Source organism: Candidatus Ponderosibacter sp. Uisw_141_02 (genome assembly GCF_048087665.1).
Lineage (GTDB): Bacteria > Pseudomonadota > Alphaproteobacteria > Puniceispirillales > Puniceispirillaceae > UBA3439.
Genome location: NZ_CP159807.1, coordinates 2125001 through 2140932 on the forward strand (window position 1 = coordinate 2125001; position 15932 = coordinate 2140932).

11 protein-coding genes, 1 tRNA gene and 2 rRNA genes (1 of these 14 cut by a window edge) are annotated in these 15932 nt (G+C 52.1%); 3 read left to right on the top strand and 11 right to left on the bottom strand.

Annotated features, from left to right (window positions below):
- The 3 genes from ABXT40_RS10470 to ABXT40_RS10480 form a co-directional block, all read right to left on the bottom strand.
- Positions 1–1098 (bottom strand): 23S ribosomal RNA (locus tag ABXT40_RS10470) (it extends 1630 nt beyond the left edge of the window).
- A gap of 237 nt (positions 1099–1335) precedes the next feature.
- Positions 1336–1412, bottom strand: a tRNA-Ile gene (locus tag ABXT40_RS10475).
- 88 nt (positions 1413–1500) lie between these two features.
- Positions 1501–2986 (bottom strand): 16S ribosomal RNA (locus tag ABXT40_RS10480).
- Together the 16S and 23S rRNA genes with 1 tRNA gene alongside form the textbook arrangement of a ribosomal RNA operon.
- Before the next feature lie 918 nt (positions 2987–3904).
- On the opposite strand from ABXT40_RS10480, the gene ABXT40_RS10485 reads away from it, so the two are divergent.
- Together ABXT40_RS10485 and ABXT40_RS10490 are read left to right on the top strand one after the other, a co-directional pair.
- A complete protein-coding gene (locus ABXT40_RS10485) occupies positions 3905–5299 on the top strand; it encodes a peptidoglycan DD-metalloendopeptidase family protein (RefSeq protein ID WP_443645543.1) in 1395 nt (464 codons plus the stop codon).
- Positions 5300–5431: 132 nt separating this feature from the next.
- A complete protein-coding gene (locus tag ABXT40_RS10490) occupies positions 5432–6193 on the top strand; it encodes an MOSC domain-containing protein (protein WP_443645544.1) in 762 nt (253 codons plus the stop codon).
- Positions 6194–6280: 87 nt separating this feature from the next.
- Here ABXT40_RS10490 and ABXT40_RS10495 read toward each other — a convergent pair whose 3' ends face one another.
- The 7 genes from ABXT40_RS10495 to ABXT40_RS10525 form a co-directional block, all read right to left on the bottom strand.
- Positions 6281–6877, bottom strand: a complete 597-nt coding sequence (locus tag ABXT40_RS10495) for a DUF4167 domain-containing protein (protein WP_443645545.1) — start codon at positions 6875–6877, stop codon at positions 6281–6283.
- Between the two features lie 225 nt (positions 6878–7102).
- Positions 7103–8011, bottom strand: a complete 909-nt coding sequence (prmC, locus tag ABXT40_RS10500) for a peptide chain release factor N(5)-glutamine methyltransferase (RefSeq protein WP_443645546.1) — start codon at positions 8009–8011, stop codon at positions 7103–7105.
- Positions 8011–9087: a peptide chain release factor 1 gene (gene prfA, locus ABXT40_RS10505; protein WP_443645547.1), complete on the bottom strand. Its 1077-nt coding sequence runs from the start codon at positions 9085–9087 to the stop codon at positions 8011–8013. The genes prmC and prfA overlap by 1 nt, the downstream gene beginning before the upstream one ends.
- 86 nt (positions 9088–9173) lie before the next feature.
- A complete protein-coding gene (gene hisS / locus ABXT40_RS10510; RefSeq protein WP_443645548.1) occupies positions 9174–10442 on the bottom strand; it encodes a histidine--tRNA ligase in 1269 nt (422 codons plus the stop codon).
- A 17-nt stretch (positions 10443–10459) separates the two neighbouring features.
- On the bottom strand, positions 10460–11584 hold the full coding sequence (gene ispG / locus ABXT40_RS10515) for a flavodoxin-dependent (E)-4-hydroxy-3-methylbut-2-enyl-diphosphate synthase (RefSeq protein WP_443645549.1): 1125 nt from the start codon (positions 11582–11584) through the stop codon (positions 10460–10462).
- Positions 11585–11889: 305 nt separating this feature from the next.
- Positions 11890–13077, bottom strand: coding sequence for a helix-turn-helix domain-containing protein (locus ABXT40_RS10520; protein ID WP_443645550.1), 1188 nt, complete (start codon positions 13075–13077; stop codon positions 11890–11892).
- A 166-nt stretch (positions 13078–13243) separates the two neighbouring features.
- Complete coding sequence (locus ABXT40_RS10525; protein ID WP_443647013.1) at positions 13244–14467, bottom strand: aspartate kinase; 1224 nt, start codon at positions 14465–14467, stop codon at positions 13244–13246.
- Positions 14468–14539: 72 nt separating this feature from the next.
- On the opposite strand from ABXT40_RS10525, the gene ubiG reads away from it, so the two are divergent.
- On the top strand, positions 14540–15268 hold the full coding sequence (gene ubiG / locus ABXT40_RS10530) for a bifunctional 2-polyprenyl-6-hydroxyphenol methylase/3-demethylubiquinol 3-O-methyltransferase UbiG (RefSeq protein ID WP_443645551.1): 729 nt from the start codon (positions 14540–14542) through the stop codon (positions 15266–15268).
- 31 nt (positions 15269–15299) lie between these two features.
- Here ubiG and ABXT40_RS10535 read toward each other — a convergent pair whose 3' ends face one another.
- Positions 15300–15857 carry a DUF1178 family protein gene (locus ABXT40_RS10535; protein WP_443645552.1) on the bottom strand — a complete coding sequence of 186 codons (558 nt, stop codon included), beginning with the start codon at positions 15855–15857 and terminating at the stop codon, positions 15300–15302.
- Positions 15858–15932: the final 75 nt, after the last annotated feature.

A 15932-nucleotide genomic window follows, 5' to 3' on the forward strand; every position in this document is an offset into this window, starting at 1 on the left:
CGGCGCAGGCCGGCTTGTCTAGACCAGTGAGCTGTTACGCTTTCTTTAAAGGATGGCTGCTTCTAAGCCAACCTCCTGGCTGTCTTGGCCTTCCCACATCCTTTCCCACTTAGCCACAATTTAGGGACCTTAGCTGGAGGTCTGGGCTGTTTCCCTCTCGACTATGGACCTTAGCACCCATAGTCTGTCTGCCGTGCTGTACTCGCCGGTATTCGGAGTTTGGTTAGGTTTGGTAAGGCTCGCGCCCCCCTAGCCCATCCAGTGCTCTACCCCCGACGGTAATACACGACGCACTACCTAAATAGTTTTCGCAGAGAACCAGCTATCTCCGGGTTTGATTGGCCTTTCACCCCTAGCCACAGGTCATCCCCGCATTTTTCAACATGCGTGGGTTCGGTCCTCCAGTACGTGTTACCGTACCTTCAACCTGCCCATGGCTAGATCACCCGGTTTCGGGTCTACTCAAACGAACTAAACGCCCTATTCAGACTCGCTTTCGCTTCGCTTACGCCTAACGGCTTAGGCTTGCTCGTCAAAGTAACTCGCTGACCCATTATACAAAAGGTACGCCGTCACCACTTAATGTGGCTCCGACTGATTGTAGGCATTCGGTTTCAGGTCTATTTCACTCCCCTCATCGGGGTGCTTTTCACCTTTCCCTCACGGTACTGGTTCGCTATCGGTCGTTGAGGAGTACTTAGGCTTGGAGGGTGGTCCCCCCATGTTCAGACAGGATTTCACGTGTCCCGCCCTACTCAAGGACTTGAAGAAAGCATTACCCATACGGGGCTATCACCCACTATGGCGCGCCTTTCCAGACGCTTCTGGTTGTCTTCTATCAAGCCACTGGCCTGGTCCGCGTTCGCTCGTCACTACTAACGGAGTCTCGGTTGATGTCCTTTCCTCTGGGTACTTAGATATTTCAGTTCCCCAGGTTTGCTTCCCTTGCGGGATGACCTAAATGGCCGGGTTTCCCCATTCGGAAATCCACGGATCAAAGCTTACTCGCAGCTCCCCATGGCTTATCGCAGCGTGTCACGTCCTTCATCGCCTCTCAACGCCAAGGCATCCACCAAATGCCCTTAGAGACGCTTGATCAGACCGTACGTAAAGGCAAAAGCCCTCACATGCGATCTGCAAGCTATTCTTGCAGGATTAGTTGCATGATTTACTGGTAAACCAGAAATCACCACAGCTAAATCCCGCGGTCTTGGATGTCTTCACTAACTTTGTCAAACAGCGTATCTCGTTGACAGAAAATTTCCGTACGAACGAAATATATAAGCATTTCTTTTCCAAACTAAAATGATTGCCAGCCAAAGGCGGCCGAACAGATGGTAGGCACGGGCAGATTTGAACTGCCGACCTCACGATTATCAGTCGTGCGCTCTAACCAACTGAGCTACGCGCCTGTAGCTGTCGTATACCATTTAAGTTTATATGGAAGAAATTCGCTGGGCAGCGGCAGGCAATAGGTGCCCACTCTTTGTTTTTCCTTAGAAAGGAGGTGATCCAGCCGCAGGTTCCCCTACGGCTACCTTGTTACGACTTCACCCCAGTCACTGACCCTACCGTGGTCGGCTGCCTCCTGCAAGCAGGTTAGCTCACCGCATTCGGGTAGAACCAATTCCCATGGTGTGACGGGCGGTGTGTACAAGGCCCGGGAACGTATTCACCGTGGCATGCTGATCCACGATTACTAGCGATTCCAACTTCATGCACTCGAGTTGCAGAGTACAATCCGAACTGGGACGGCTTTTGGGGATTTGCTCCAGGTCGCCCTATCGCTTCCCACTGTCACCGCCATTGTAGCACGTGTGTAGCCCAGTCCATAAGGGCCATGAGGACTTGACGTCATCCCCGCCTTCCTCCTGCTCATCGCAGGCAGTTTCTCTAGAGTGCCCAGCCTAACTGATGGCAACTAAAGATGAGGGTTGCGCTCGTTGCGGGACTTAACCCAACATCTCACGACACGAGCTGACGACAGCCATGCAGCACCTGTGTGGGAGCCAGCCGAACTGAAGGAATCCGTCTCCGGAAACCAAACTCCCCATGTCAAGGACTGGTAAGGTTCTGCGCGTTGCTTCGAATTAAACCACATGCTCCACCGCTTGTGCGGGCCCCCGTCAATTCCTTTGAGTTTTAATCTTGCGACCGTACTTCCCAGGCGGTCTGCTTAATGCGTTAGCGGCGACACCGAGGGGCAACCCCCCGACATCTAGCAGACATCGTTTACGGCGTGGACTACCAGGGTATCTAATCCTGTTTGCTCCCCACGCTTTCGCGCCTCAGCGTCAAAATCGGACCAGGTAGCCGCTTTCGCCACTGGTGTTCTTCCCAATATCTACGAATTTCACCTCTACACTGGGAATTCCACTACCCTCTTCCGTTTTCTAGTCTTCCAGTCTTAAGCGCAGTTCCCGGGTTGAGCCCGGGGCTTTCACGCCTAACTTAAAAGACCGCCTACGCGCCCTTTACGCCCAGTAATTCCGAACAACGCTCGCCCCCTTCGTATTACCGCGGCTGCTGGCACGAAGTTAGCCGGGGCTTCTTCTCTGGTTACCGTCATCATCTTCACCAGTGAAAGTGCTTTACAACCCTAAGGCCTTCATCACACACGCGGCATTGCTGGATCAGGGTTGCCCCCATTGTCCAATATTCCCCACTGCTGCCTCCCGTAGGAGTCTGGGCCGTGTCTCAGTCCCAGTGTGGCTGATCATCCTCTCAGACCAGCTACTGATCGTCGCCTTGGTAGGCCATTACCCCACCAACAAGCTAATCAGACGCGGGCCCCTCTTTTTCCGGCGGACCTTTCCCCCGTAGGGCGTATGCGGTATTAGCGGTCGTTTCCAACCGTTATCCCGCAGAAAAAGGCAGGTTCCCACGCGTTACTCACCCGTGCGCCACTCTATAAATAGCGTTCGACTTGCATGTGTTAGGCATGCCGCCAGCGTTCGTTCTGAGCCAGGATCAAACTCTTAGGTTAGACTGGTTTGAACGGATAAATCCGTCAAACATGTCATCCTATTCAATCCATGTTCGTTAACTTTTGTTCAAAATTAGCGTTTTGAAATTCAACAGGCTGACTTTTTAAATCACAAAGAACGACACGTTATCACGCACCGCTGCCCGCGAACTTCTTCCAAAATGCTTCCAACTTTTTCAAACAGCGCCTGAACGCTCGGGCCAAGCCCTCGGTTCAGCTCCCGCTCCTCATTCGAGGCAACGGAGCCGGGTTATAGGCCTGCAGAAGCAGACTGTCTAGCCCTAAAATCTCTTTTTAGTGACTTTATTTTTCAGCCCTTCCAGCAACAAACCTTGGGGCCAATTCCGTTTCCCATTCCTGGGCAACGGGAGCGGGTTATAAGCCTGCAAAAGCAGGCTGTCTAGCCCTAAAATCGGTATTTGCGATCTTTTTTCAGAAAACCGAATTGTAGCACGCTAAATATAAGAAATAACCAGCGCGGAACGACCGTCCTGAGAGGGTTACAACAATATTCCCAAGTCACACCTCAATATAGCAGTTCTGTTCCAAGATGAATAGGCAAAAGATGCACGCCAAAAGGATAAATACCGATTTTTACTGCTTTTCTTCACAGGCCACCAACGCCGCCCTGGTAATAATGTACCGATTTAAGCCGTTATCAGACCCGCGTCAGCGGCTTTTGCAGATGATGAATTTAACACCCGGGCAAAGCGACAAAACCAGATGATAAAAATTTCCTAATCAACTGATTCATAAGTAAATTAACTATATGATTTTTATTGAAATGATTGACTTCTTTTGAAAGTTGCGGCATGTAAAGGCTGCATTTAACTGGCTTGCGAGCCAAATGGGGACGTGAAGATGCGGGTAAACTGCATATACAAACGGGCATCTCAAAGACCGTTCTATCGGGCTGTGATGTCAATTGCCTTAACCTGCCTTTTCGTTGGCAGTTCGGTCAACGCGCAGGCGGAAACAGGCGCGGCGCGCGAATCAGTCAAACCCTCTCATGTCGCTTTTGCGCCGATGGAACCTGTTTTTCAAACTGCACCAGCCTTGCCAACAAGTCGGCCCGATCCGGCACTTGCCTATCCGGCAATTCCTGTTTCGATCATCCCGCCAGTGTCAAAACCGGCACTTATTGATGTTCTTCCAAAATCAACCAAGGTGATTAGCGAGATGATTCGGTCACAAACCGGATTAGAAAGCGGCCCTGAAACCGAATTAAAGCTTCGCAATGGTGAAGGTATTGGCGCGCTTTTGCGCCGCGCCGGATATGATTTAGCGTCAATCGCCAAAGCAATCGACGCTGTTTCGGTCAAAGTTGACCTTCGCCGCCTGCAAATTGGCACTAAATTCCAGGTCGCATCGCAAGGATTTCGCTTTTCGACCAAGCCCGGACGCGACATTTATGTGATTCAGCATCCGACAAGTGGCTGGCTGGCGCTCACCGCGCTTCGTCCGACCGATCGCTATATAAATTTTTTCCAAGGCACGATTGACGATTCTATCTATCGGGCCGCGATGGCCGCTGGAATCAGCGAAAGCGCCTTTAATGACTATACCCGTGTCATGGGCTTTTCTGTCGACTTCCAGCGCGAGATTCGAGCCGGAGACCGATTCGAACTTCTGTATGAAACCGAGCGTGACAGCATTGACGGCAAAATCGTTGGTGGCAAGCTGCATTATGCTGGGCTTGTCCTGTCTGACGAGCAATTGGGGTTTTTCCGCTATGACGGCGATAAGGATGCCATTGGCTGGTATGATGAAAATGGCAATTCAGCTGCGCGAACCCTTATCCGCACCCCAATTTCCGGGGCGCGGCTCTCGTCATCTTTCGGCCATCGCAAACATCCGGTTAGCGGCTTTAATGCCATGCATAAAGGTGTTGATTTCGCAGCACCGCACGGCACGCCAATCATTGCCGCTGGTTCAGGTGTGATTCGCGAAGCCGGCTGGAAAGGCAGTTTTGGCCGCTATATCCGTATCAGGCATAATGCCACTTATGATACAGCCTATGCACATATGTCACGCATTGCGCCAAATATCCGCCCGGGATCGCGGGTGAAACAAGGTGAAATCATCGGATATGTCGGATCAACCGGCAGATCAACCGGCGCGCATCTTCATTATGAAGTGATGGTCAATAACCGGCAGGTAAACCCCATGACCGTTCGCTTGCCAACCGGCGAGCGGATCGATGATCAGCATTTGCCAGCCTTTCGAAAAACCGTCGCCACCATTGATCAAGAAGTTTTTTCTTACGGCACCCTCCGCTTTGCCGGTGACGTAACAATCAAAAACACACAATAACCACGCATCTGTGACGATTAATTCCCATCAAGCCAGCGATATTGCCGGTGTTTGTGCTTGCCTTCGGCTATTACCTTTTATTAGCGTCAACGCCATATTGCGGCCATAAACATGACTCAGGGGAAAATATCCATGCAAATTCATCAGCTTTGGCAATATCCGGTCAAGGGGTTTGGCGGCAACCAAATGCCTTTGGCCAAACTGCAGCAAGGTAGCTATTTTCCTAATGACCGGCAATTTGCGATTTCGATTGGAGACGAAAAAACCGCCACTGCCAGCGATGGAACATGGTTTCGCAAAGCACATTTCCTGCAATTAATGTCACATGAATCATTGGCCGAATATAGCTGCCGCTATGATGATGCCGCCAATCCCAGATTAGAATTGCTGCATCATGGCACCCTGTGTCTAAGCATTGATCCGGCAGAGCCAGCCGATTGCCAGCGTTTTGGAAATTTCTTTTTCACCTTGCTTGGCAGCAAGCTTCGCGGAAAGCCGCGTTTGATGACGATGAAACATCAGGCCTATAGTGACCAATCAACAGCGCTGATTAGCATTGCCAGCAATGCGTCGCTCGACGCTTTTGCCGAAGCGACCAACACAAAGCCCGACAGCCGCCGGTTTCGGATCAATATCATTATTGATGGCGGGGCGCCCTTTGCCGAAGAGGGCTTGATTGGCAAAACATTACGCTGTGGTGATGCGCTGCTATTGGTCAAAGAGCCCGTTGGCCGCTGCGCCGCAATCAATGTTGACCCGGCAACGGCCAAACGTAATCCAGACGATTATGTGCGCTTTATGAAAGCCCATTTCGGCCATAGCAATCTTGGCATTTTTGCCGAGGTGATCAATGGCGGCATCATTCGGGTTGGTGACAGGTTACAGCCAGCCTAAATCATGCCGAATGCCACTCGATTTCCATGAGGATTGCAAGTTTTTAACAACATTTATGGCGTTGAAAACCCAGCGAAGATATCTTTGTTAGGATGGTTGATCGCTATCTTGATCACCCTGAACCGCCTCGGCAAGCTGTGCCGGAGATAGGTTTGTGCGATCGTCTGCACCATTATTGGCCGCCCCATTTTTGGCAGCACCATTGCGGGGGCTAAGCCGTTTTTTCGGGGCAGCATCGCCTGAGTCAGCAACGCCATCACCGCCATTAGGCTGTGCAGATGCCTGATTGGGTTTGTCATCAACTGGCAAACCAGCCTCATCATTTTCGGCAACGGGTTCGTGATCACGCCGAGATTCGCCTGAAACGGCGTCGTCAACGGCGGCATTGGCTTGTTCTTGCTGGCGTTTGGTTTCAGCAACACCAACAGCCGCTTGATGAAGCCGGAAATAATGATCGGCAAACTGCGTATAGGCTTCAGCCGAAATCCGTTCACCCGATGTCGCCGCGTCATGCGCAAGCGCCATATATTTTTCATGAAGCTGTTGGGCATTGCCCCGCAATTTCACGTCAGGGCCATTCGACTCATAGGATGTGTTGCGGTTTGGCACATGATTATGATTGCCACTCGTATTTCCACGGCGGCCACGACCACGGCCGCGTTTGGCGTTTTGAGGTTGTCTCATTGGGTTTGATACCACATTCGTTATTAAAAACGGTTATCGATAAATTTAGTCAAAGTCATTTCGGTTGCGGTTAGTCTATTAACGACAGCTCGACATAAAGCCGGTGCAAGCGATCCCATTTCGTTAGGAAAGGCGCTGGCGTACTGGTGAACAAAATCACCCCGCCGCGATTGGCGATACCATAGCGTTGGCTTCATATTAATATCAAGGAAAATATCATCCATTTCACATTTTAATTGAAAATGTGAGACAGCGCGTAATGCCAGCAAGATCACAATGGCTGTCGCGAAGCTGTAAATTCACTTTTTCCGCCGCGGCGGTGACGGCATTTTCCTGCCCACGCCCGATTTCAACAAACGCCATACCATCCACCGCAAGCACCGCCGCAAGTCGCGGCAAAAGCTGCGCCCAGCACGCCATGCCATCAGCTCCGCCATCAAGCGCTAAGGCCGGATCAAAAGATCTCACATCCACCGCAAGCCCGTCAATTTCGCCAGTCGGGATATAGGGCGGGTTTGACAAGATCACGTCAAACCCGCCAAGTGAGCCTAAATCATCGGTAAAGCTATGTTCGGCAAACGCGGCGCGATCACCAAGACCGAGGCTAGCCGCATTGCGCCTAGCCGTGGCCACTGCATCGGGATTAATATCAATGCCGATACCTTGCGCCTTCGGCAATTCAGATAGTAACGCCAGAAGCAAACAACCGCTGCCCGTGCCAAGATCAAGCAAGCGCAAAGGGCGATCCTTGCCCGCATTGCGTAATGCCCATCTTACAGCCGCTTCAATCAATGTCTCTGAATCGGGGCGCGGATCAAGCGTGGCTGGCGATACGGCAAAGCGAAGCGACCAAAATTCACGCCAACCACGAATGCGGCTGATTGGCTCGCCCTCAAGCCGGCGTGCCACCATCGCCGCTAGCCGGTCAGCACAAACCTGATCCATTGGCGCGATATCTTCATGTGGCAAAACAGCGTCATCACGTCCCAAGGCCATGCCAAGAAGACAACGCGCATCGGTCTTGGCACTGGCAATTCCGGCCGCGGCAAGGGTCTGCTCGAGACCATAAAGAATGATGCTGGCTTCTTGTTGGGCCGTCGGATCGGTTTTTTCGTGATCAACCGGCGTCACCATCACACCCCTTCGGCAAGCCGCCGTGCCTGATCCTCTGACACCAGCGCGTCAACCACCTCGTCAAGCGCCTCCCCAGCAATGACTCGGTCGAGCTTGTAAAGGGTGAAATTGATTCGGTGATCGGTAACGCGGCCTTGCGGAAAATTATAGGTGCGGATTCGTTCAGACCGATCACCCGACCCAACCTGTCCTTTGCGTTCAGCAGCGCGTTCAGCCTCGACCCGCGCCCGTTCAGCATCATAAATCCGCGCACGCAAGATCTTCATCGCTTTGGCACGGTTCTTATGTTGTGATTTTTCATCTTGCTGGCTAACAACAATGCCGGTTGGCAAATGCGTGATGCGAACCGCCGAGTCAGTTGTATTGACCGATTGGCCACCTGGCCCCGATGCGCGAAACAGGTCGATCCGAAGATCGGATTCATCAATCTGGATATCAACATCTTCGGCTTCGGGAAGCACGGCAACGGTTGCCGCGGATGTGTGAATACGCCCACCAGCCTCGGTTTCGGGAACACGCTGCACCCGATGCACACCCGATTCAAATTTTAACCGCGCAAAAACATCCTGGCCTGAAATGGTGGCCGTGGCTTCCTTATAGCCACCAATGCCGGTTTCCGATACTTCCATCACTTCAAATTTCCAGCCATGTTTTGCGGCAAAGCGCTGATACATCGAAAATAGATTTGCGGCAAAAAGCGCCGCCTCGTCACCACCCGTTCCGGCGCGCACCTCAAGAATGGCGTTTCGCGAATCATCCTTGTCTTTTGGCAATAGTAAAAGCTGCAAGGCGGCTTGGGCATCGGGAAGCTGTTCTCTAAGCAAATCGGCCTCGGCCTGCGCCATTTCCAGCATATCCGGATCATCACCCGCTTCGGCAACCATGACAAGCGCATCAGCAAGCTCAGTTTCGATCCGGCGAACTAGCTCAATCTGTTCGCAAACCGGACGAAGGTCGGACAGTTCACGGGAAAATTGCACAAGATCACTATTGCTCATATTCGCCGAATCCGACAGCCGGTTTTCGACTTCGCGCCGGCGTTCAAGTACTTTATCCATTGATGAGTCGTGGCTCATGCCAAAACTCCCTTTTTGGTCTTGTTTCAATCACTCTGAATTTGGCAAATCAAACGGCGCGGCTGCCACACGCAAAAGGCCGTTCGCTATGGGGCGAGAAGGCTTTCGGCAATCGCCGCCGCAAGGCCGCTGCAATCATCCGGATCAAGTGGCAATTCCTGCTGGCTTCCATCGCCTAGATTGCGCAGCTGGACGGTGTTTTTGGCAAGCTCATCACTTCCCATAATCACCGCAGTCCGGATCCCGGCCTTATCGGCCTTTTTCAATTTTTTACCCATCGCGCCGCTTGTTGGCAGATCAATATCAATCCCCGCATCGCGAAGCTGTTCGGCAAGGCAAAACGCTGCTTGGCGCGCGCCATCATCAGCCGTCAAGATCGCCACTTTGGGATTATTTACCGACGCGGTTTCAACAAGCATGGCAAGCCGTTCAACACCAGCCGCCCAGCCAACACCGGCCACTTTTGGCCCGCCAAGCATTTCGGCAAGCCCGTCATAACGCCCGCCGCCAAGAACCGTTCCTTGTGCGCCAAGCGATGTGGTGACAAATTCAAAAGCCGTATGACAATAATAATCAAGCCCGCGAACCAATAGCGGATCAAAAACCCACGCCACGCCAGCGCCATCAAGCGCGGCTGTCAAATCGGTAAAATGCGCCTTTGACACATCATTCAGATAATCGTGTAATCGAGGGGCATCTTGCAAGATCGCGCGGTCGCCAGCATCTTTTGAATCCAGAATGCGAAGCGGATTCACCGCAAGGCGGGTTTTGCTGTCATCCGATAATTGATCGGCAAATGTTTCCAAATAGGCAATCAAGGCCGCCCGGTAAGCCGCCCGACTGTCACCATCACCAAGCGAATTGAGATGAAGTTCACAATCATCAAGAACACCAAGCGACGCCAGAAACCGCGCCCCACAAGCAATGATTTCAGCATCGGCAAGCGCATCATCTGGACCAAGATATTCAATGCCTACCTGATGAAACTGGCGCATCCGGCCTTTTTGCGGACGCTCATAGCGAAACATCGGCCCTGCATAGAAATATTTCAACGGCAGGCTTTGCGTCAGCCCGCCCGAAATCATTGCTCGCACAACACCAGCAGTATTTTCCGGCCGCAAGGTCAAGATTTCACCACCACGATCAGCAAAGCTGTAATTTTCTTTGGTGACAATATCGCTGCTTTCGCCAAGTGGGCGTGAAAACACTTCGGAAAATTCAAAAATCGGCGTTGCCATTTCCTGAAATCCATAGCGCGCCGATGCCGTGCGCGCAGCGTCAATCACCAAACGATGTTTGGCCATGCTATCGGGAAGAAGATCAGCGGTACCGCGGGCAGGTTGAAGTCGTGACATGGGCTTTAATCTGCTTTTTAAGTTTGTGTTGATGCCGCTTCGGCGGCTTTTAATTCGGCGACGCGGGTTTCAACAAGATCGACCACATGTTCAACAATATCGCCATTTGACAAGCGATGATCAGCCATACCTGACAGGTAAATCTGATGTGTTCCTTTGCCACCACCAGTAAGCCCAATATCAGTTTCACGCGCCTCACCCGGCCCGTTCACAATACAGCCAATGATCGAAACGGTGATTGGCATATCAATATGTTCCAGCCGGTCTTCGATGATTTGCACGGTTTTGATAACGTCAAATTGCTGGCGCGCACAAGATGGGCAGGAAATAACTGTCACACCGCGGCGGCGAAGCCCAAGTGATTTCAGCATTTCATAACCGGCTTTCACCTCTTCGGTCGGGTCTGCCGATAACGACACTCTCACCGTATCGCCAATGCCGGCCCACAGCAGATTGCCAAGCCCAATGGCCGATTTGATTGTGCCTGCCCGCAGCCCACCGGCCTCGGTGATGCCAATATGCAGCGGGCAATCAATCACATCAGCAAGCTGTTGATAAGCCGCAACCGCCAGAAACACATCGGATGCTTTGACTGAAATTTTGAATTCGTGAAAATCATTATCCTGCAAAATCTTGGCATGTTCCAAGGCAGATTCAACAAGTGCTTCAGGGCAAGGCTCGGCATATTTTTGAAGAAGATGCTTTTCCAGCGATCCGGCATTAACGCCAATCCGCATCGAACAGCCATGATCGCGCGCCGCCTGCACCACCTCGCGCACGCGCGCCGCATTGCCTATATTGCCAGGATTGATCCGCAAACAGGCGGCACCGGCCTTGGCTGCCTCGATGGCGCGGCGATAATGGAAATGGATATCAGCAACAATCGGAACCGGGCTTTGCGCGCAGATGGTTTTCAGCGCCGCGGTGCTGTCTTCATCAGGGCAGGACACCCGCACAATATCAGCACCCGCCGCCGCCGCCGCATTGATTTGCGCCAAGGTGCTGTCAATATCACTTGTCAGGCTGTTGGTCATGGTTTGCACCGAAATTGGCGCATCGCCGCCAACCGGAACTGATCCGACCATCACCTGACGACAGCGACGGCGCTCAATGGTTCTATAAGCCCGATAAGCGTTTGACACTTTTGCACTCCAAATAATGGCGCAGCGCACCCCTGTTGAGTCTGCCCCATTCTATACCCTGTTCGGCGGGCAAGCGCCAGATCAATGCGTCACATTGTTCAGATGGGGTGTTGCGATCAATTTCCAAGATGGCTGGCAGGCCATAAAATTTGCCCCGCCATCGCCGCGCAAACAGGCAAAGCCCCGATAAAAAAAGTCAACATCACAGAGAAAACTTAAAATCGGGATCACGCCCCAAAATATTTGGAAACAATCTTATAAAGACAGGAAAAAGCAAAACAGGGAAAACCGGACTGGGATAAGGGCTAGAGCGCCTGTCGTAATTTATCAATAACCAGCGGCAAATCGCGAACAATCTGACCCGTTCCACCGATTGGACGCGGGTCATCGCTTCCGATGACAATCTCTAGCCCGCCAGCATTGCCAGTGCTGAGATACAGCCGCGTATTGCCTTCGACAACATAGCTGTCCCCGACCCGCATCAATTTCGCCATCACTTCTTCGCCATTATCACGCACAATCTCAACCCAGCTTGCGGCAACCGCACGGATGGTGATTTCCTGCGCCGGATCGCGAAGATTGGCAGTAGCGCTATTTCCAGCCACACGCGTTTCGCCGTCTTGCGATGCAGGAGTAATGACCTGTATTTCAGCTAAATCGCCTGACAGAAGAGGGCCATTCGCATCGGCTAACGGGACAGCTGGCCCACTTGGCGCGTCAATCGCCACTGCCGTTTCGACGGGTTTTGCTGGTGCGGCACCGGCTGGTGCCTCAGCCGTGATCGTTTTGGCCGTGCCAGTTTCGGTGGGGCCGGTTTCGGGAGTGATGGTTTCGGTCATGACCGCCCAATCATCTGTTGCCACGCTTGGAATTGGGATCACAGCCGCGGCGGCCGTTACCTTTTCGGGCTTTGCTGGCGCTGTCAGATCTTGGCTTTGCGCCTGACCGTCAACCGGCACAGGCGATACAGTATCCTGATCAATAAGCGTGTCTTGCATCGCAGCAGGCAATGGCAGGGGTTTCACAACCTCGCCTAGCACCATCGCCATCCGATCAGTTCCATCACCGCCATTTATCCAGTACCAACCACCATAGGCAATACCAGCACAAACAACCAACATTGAAGCGATGGCTGGTGCCGATCGCTGGGGAGGTCGAGCCCCCACCGGAATTTTATAGGTTGGCATGGTTGCCGCTTTGGTCGTCAAATCATTATAGCGCGCCACAAGTGTTGTTGGATCGACCGCAACAAACTGGCCATAGCTTCGTAAAAACCCTGTGACATAGGCCGGCGCTGGCAATTGATCAAATGCGCCCATCTCCAAATTTGACAGATAGTCAACTGAGATGCGGAGGTGCTGGGATACGTCGCTGATTTTCAAACCCTGAGCCCGACGCGCCTGTCTCAGCGTCGAACCAATTTGTTCGAAACTGTCGTCGGCAACCCCAGGTTGGATATCTTTATCTTGATCGCCCGCCAAAAAAGTCTCCATTTAATGCCAGATGACACACTAGTACCGAAATCGTTATAAATTGCAAATAAAATTTAAGTTTTTACAATAATAACCAACGAGCATATAGCTGATAACATTGGCTGTTATTCATTTACGACGCAGATCTTGCCTTGTTTAGCAAGGATCAATAGCTATCGTTGCGATATTAAGTCTCGTCATCTAATCCATAGGCGGTATGTAGGCTGCGAACCGCTAATTCGGTATATTCAGCATCAATCAGAACCGAAATCTTGATTTCGGATGTTGAAATCACATGCAAATTTACGCCCTTTGCCGCCAATGTCTCAAACATCGTCTTGGCAACACCAGGCTGGGTTCGCATCGCCATTCCCACAACTGAAATTTTGGCAACATTTGGCGCGGCGTCAACCGACTCAAATCCCAGCTGATCTTTAATTTTATTTATGATATCAACAGCTTTATCAAGGTCACTACGGCTAACCGAAAAGCTGATATCGGTTTTCTTCACGGCGCTTGATGCGCTTTGGACAATCATATCCACATTGACATGATTATCTGCCAATGCACCAAAAACACCGGCAGCAACACCCGGCTGGTCAGGAAGGCCAACGATGGTGATTTTGGCCTCATCAGGGCTATAGGCAATCCCGCTAATGGTTTCTTGTTCCACGACTGAATCCTCATTCACGACTAAAGTGCCTGGTGCATCATTGAAACTTGAGCGCACCTGCAGACTAACATTATGGCGCATCGCCATGGCGACTGATCTTGTTTGCAATACCTTGGCACCTGATGATGCCATTTCCAGCATTTCTTCAAAGGTGATTCGCGACAATTTCGTCGCTTTTGGTGCGATTCGCGGATCGGTAGTATAAACCCCATCGACATCAGTATAGATATCGCAACGGTCAGCTTGGAGCGCGGCGGCAATCGCAACGGCCGATGTATCCGAGCCACCTCGGCCAAGTGTGCTGATCCGGCCATCGGGGCCAATGCCTTGAAAGCCGGCAATGACAGCAACCTGTCCGGCTTTCATGCGCTCGCGAATGGCCGACCCGTCAATCGAGTCAATCCGCGCCGCGCCATGAACATTATCTGACCGGATGGGAATCTGCCAGCCAAGCCATGACCGTGCATCGATGCCGATGTTCTGCAAAGCAATCGCCAGCAAGCCAACCGTCACCTGTTCGCCAGTCGCAACAATCGTATCATATTCACGCGCATCATGGAGCGGGCCGATCTCAGATGCCCATGAGACAAGCTGGTTTGTTGTCCCCGACATTGCCGAGACAACAACCGCAACCTCATGGCCAGCGTCAATTTCAGTTTTTACCCGCTGCGCCACATTGCGTATGCGATCAAGATCGGCCACCGAGGTGCCGCCAAATTTTTGAACAATCCGTGCCATTTGCTGTATGCTGTTTTCCAGTAAATCTAATTTCACGCAGCTATAACGATTACCAGCCACCGGGGCAAGCCTATGATGACAACAGCCGATCAAACAGAGATCGATAATTTTGCCGCCGTATCCGACCAATGGTGGGATCAAAAAGGGCCAATGGCACCTTTGCATGCTTTTACCCCCGTCCGGATTGACTACATTCTGCAAGCGACCGGCCGATTTTTCCCAATAAAAACAGTCGTAAAACCATCATTGGCCGGATTAAAAATACTCGATATTGGCTGTGGCGGTGGCTTGCTTGCCGAACCAATGGCGCGGCTTGGCGCAGAGGTAACCGGCATTGACGTTACCGCACCGGCGATCAGCGCGGCCAAAATACATGCTGAATCGATGCAGCTTGCGATTGATTATCAGGTGATCACAGCCGAAGATCTAGCCGCAAGCGGTGCCAAATTCGATGTAATCTATGCCTCTGAAGTGATCGAACATGTTGCCGATCGCCCGCTTTTTATCAAGGCGATTGCCACGATGCTGGCACCAAATGGCGTTGTCGTGATCACCACCATTAACCGCAGCTTGCCAGCGCTGGTTTTTGCCAAATTCGCGCTTGAATATATTGTTCGGCTTGTGCCTGCCGGCACACATGATCCGCGCAAATTCGTGCGGCCAGCCGAATTACGTGCCGAATTTGCGGCAGCGGGTATTGTCCTTGATGATATGACCGGTTTTGCGCCCTGTCCGGGCGGCGGCTTTATGCCAATCGGGTCACTGGCGATCAATTATGCGGCGAGTGGCGGCTTTCGATAGGGCAAAGGCCAAGGCGCGCAAATCACCCGGTTTAATGTTCAGGCGGCAAGCACGGCAAAGTCACGATATCAATGCCTTCATCGGCGAGTGACTCGCGTTCTTCAGCGCTTGTCTGACCATAAACATTCTCAGGTTCGCTGTCGCCATAATGCATTTTGCGAACTTCGGTTGCAAAATCGGTCCCGACATCCCGACATTCAGACTTTACCTTGCGCTGCAATTGGCGAAGCTGCGCAATCGCCTCGCCAAGCGCGGCCTGTGATGGGAGGGCCTGCAATGAGGCGGGCTTGGATGCAGCAACATGCGCCGATGCGGTTTGGCCGGATGCGGTTTGAGAAGATGGCGCTATGGTGCCAGACTGATGATTAGCCTGATGGCCAGTTTCAGCCATTGGCAAGCGACACACATCATCACGGCGACGTTTTGGGCTGACCAGATTGGGCGTCATTAGCGCGCGGCGCACCTTGACGCTGTCACAAACCGGACAGGTGACAAGCCCCGCTTGATTCTGCGTATCAAAAGCAGCGCCAGTTTGGAACCAGCCTTCAAATTCATGTGTCAAATCGCAAATCAATTGATATTTGATCATCTGTTCCGCCTCACCGAAATCTATCTGCCTTTTAGATAAGGGGCATCGAGCGGGACGACAAGCCCCGAAACCAGC

Excerpts from the sequence above, each read along its gene's own strand:
- ABXT40_RS10485 (WP_443645543.1), top strand. The coding sequence starts at position 3,905 with ATGTCAATTGCCTTAACCTGCCTTTTCGTTGGCAGTTCGGTCAACGCG.
- ABXT40_RS10490 (WP_443645544.1), top strand. The coding sequence starts at position 5,432 with ATGCAAATTCATCAGCTTTGGCAATATCCGGTCAAGGGGTTTGGCGGC.
- ABXT40_RS10495 (WP_443645545.1), bottom strand. The coding sequence starts at position 6,877 with ATGAGACAACCTCAAAACGCCAAACGCGGCCGTGGTCGTGGCCGCCGT.
- prmC (WP_443645546.1), bottom strand. The coding sequence starts at position 8,011 with ATGGTGACGCCGGTTGATCACGAAAAAACCGATCCGACGGCCCAACAA.
- prfA (WP_443645547.1), bottom strand. The coding sequence starts at position 9,087 with ATGAGCCACGACTCATCAATGGATAAAGTACTTGAACGCCGGCGCGAA.
- hisS (WP_443645548.1), bottom strand. The coding sequence starts at position 10,442 with ATGTCACGACTTCAACCTGCCCGCGGTACCGCTGATCTTCTTCCCGAT.
- ABXT40_RS10520 (WP_443645550.1), bottom strand. The coding sequence starts at position 13,077 with ATGGAGACTTTTTTGGCGGGCGATCAAGATAAAGATATCCAACCTGGG.
- ABXT40_RS10525 (WP_443647013.1), bottom strand. The coding sequence starts at position 14,467 with ATGGCACGGATTGTTCAAAAATTTGGCGGCACCTCGGTGGCCGATCTT.
- ubiG (WP_443645551.1), top strand. The coding sequence starts at position 14,540 with ATGATGACAACAGCCGATCAAACAGAGATCGATAATTTTGCCGCCGTA.
- ABXT40_RS10535 (WP_443645552.1), bottom strand. The coding sequence starts at position 15,857 with ATGATCAAATATCAATTGATTTGCGATTTGACACATGAATTTGAAGGC.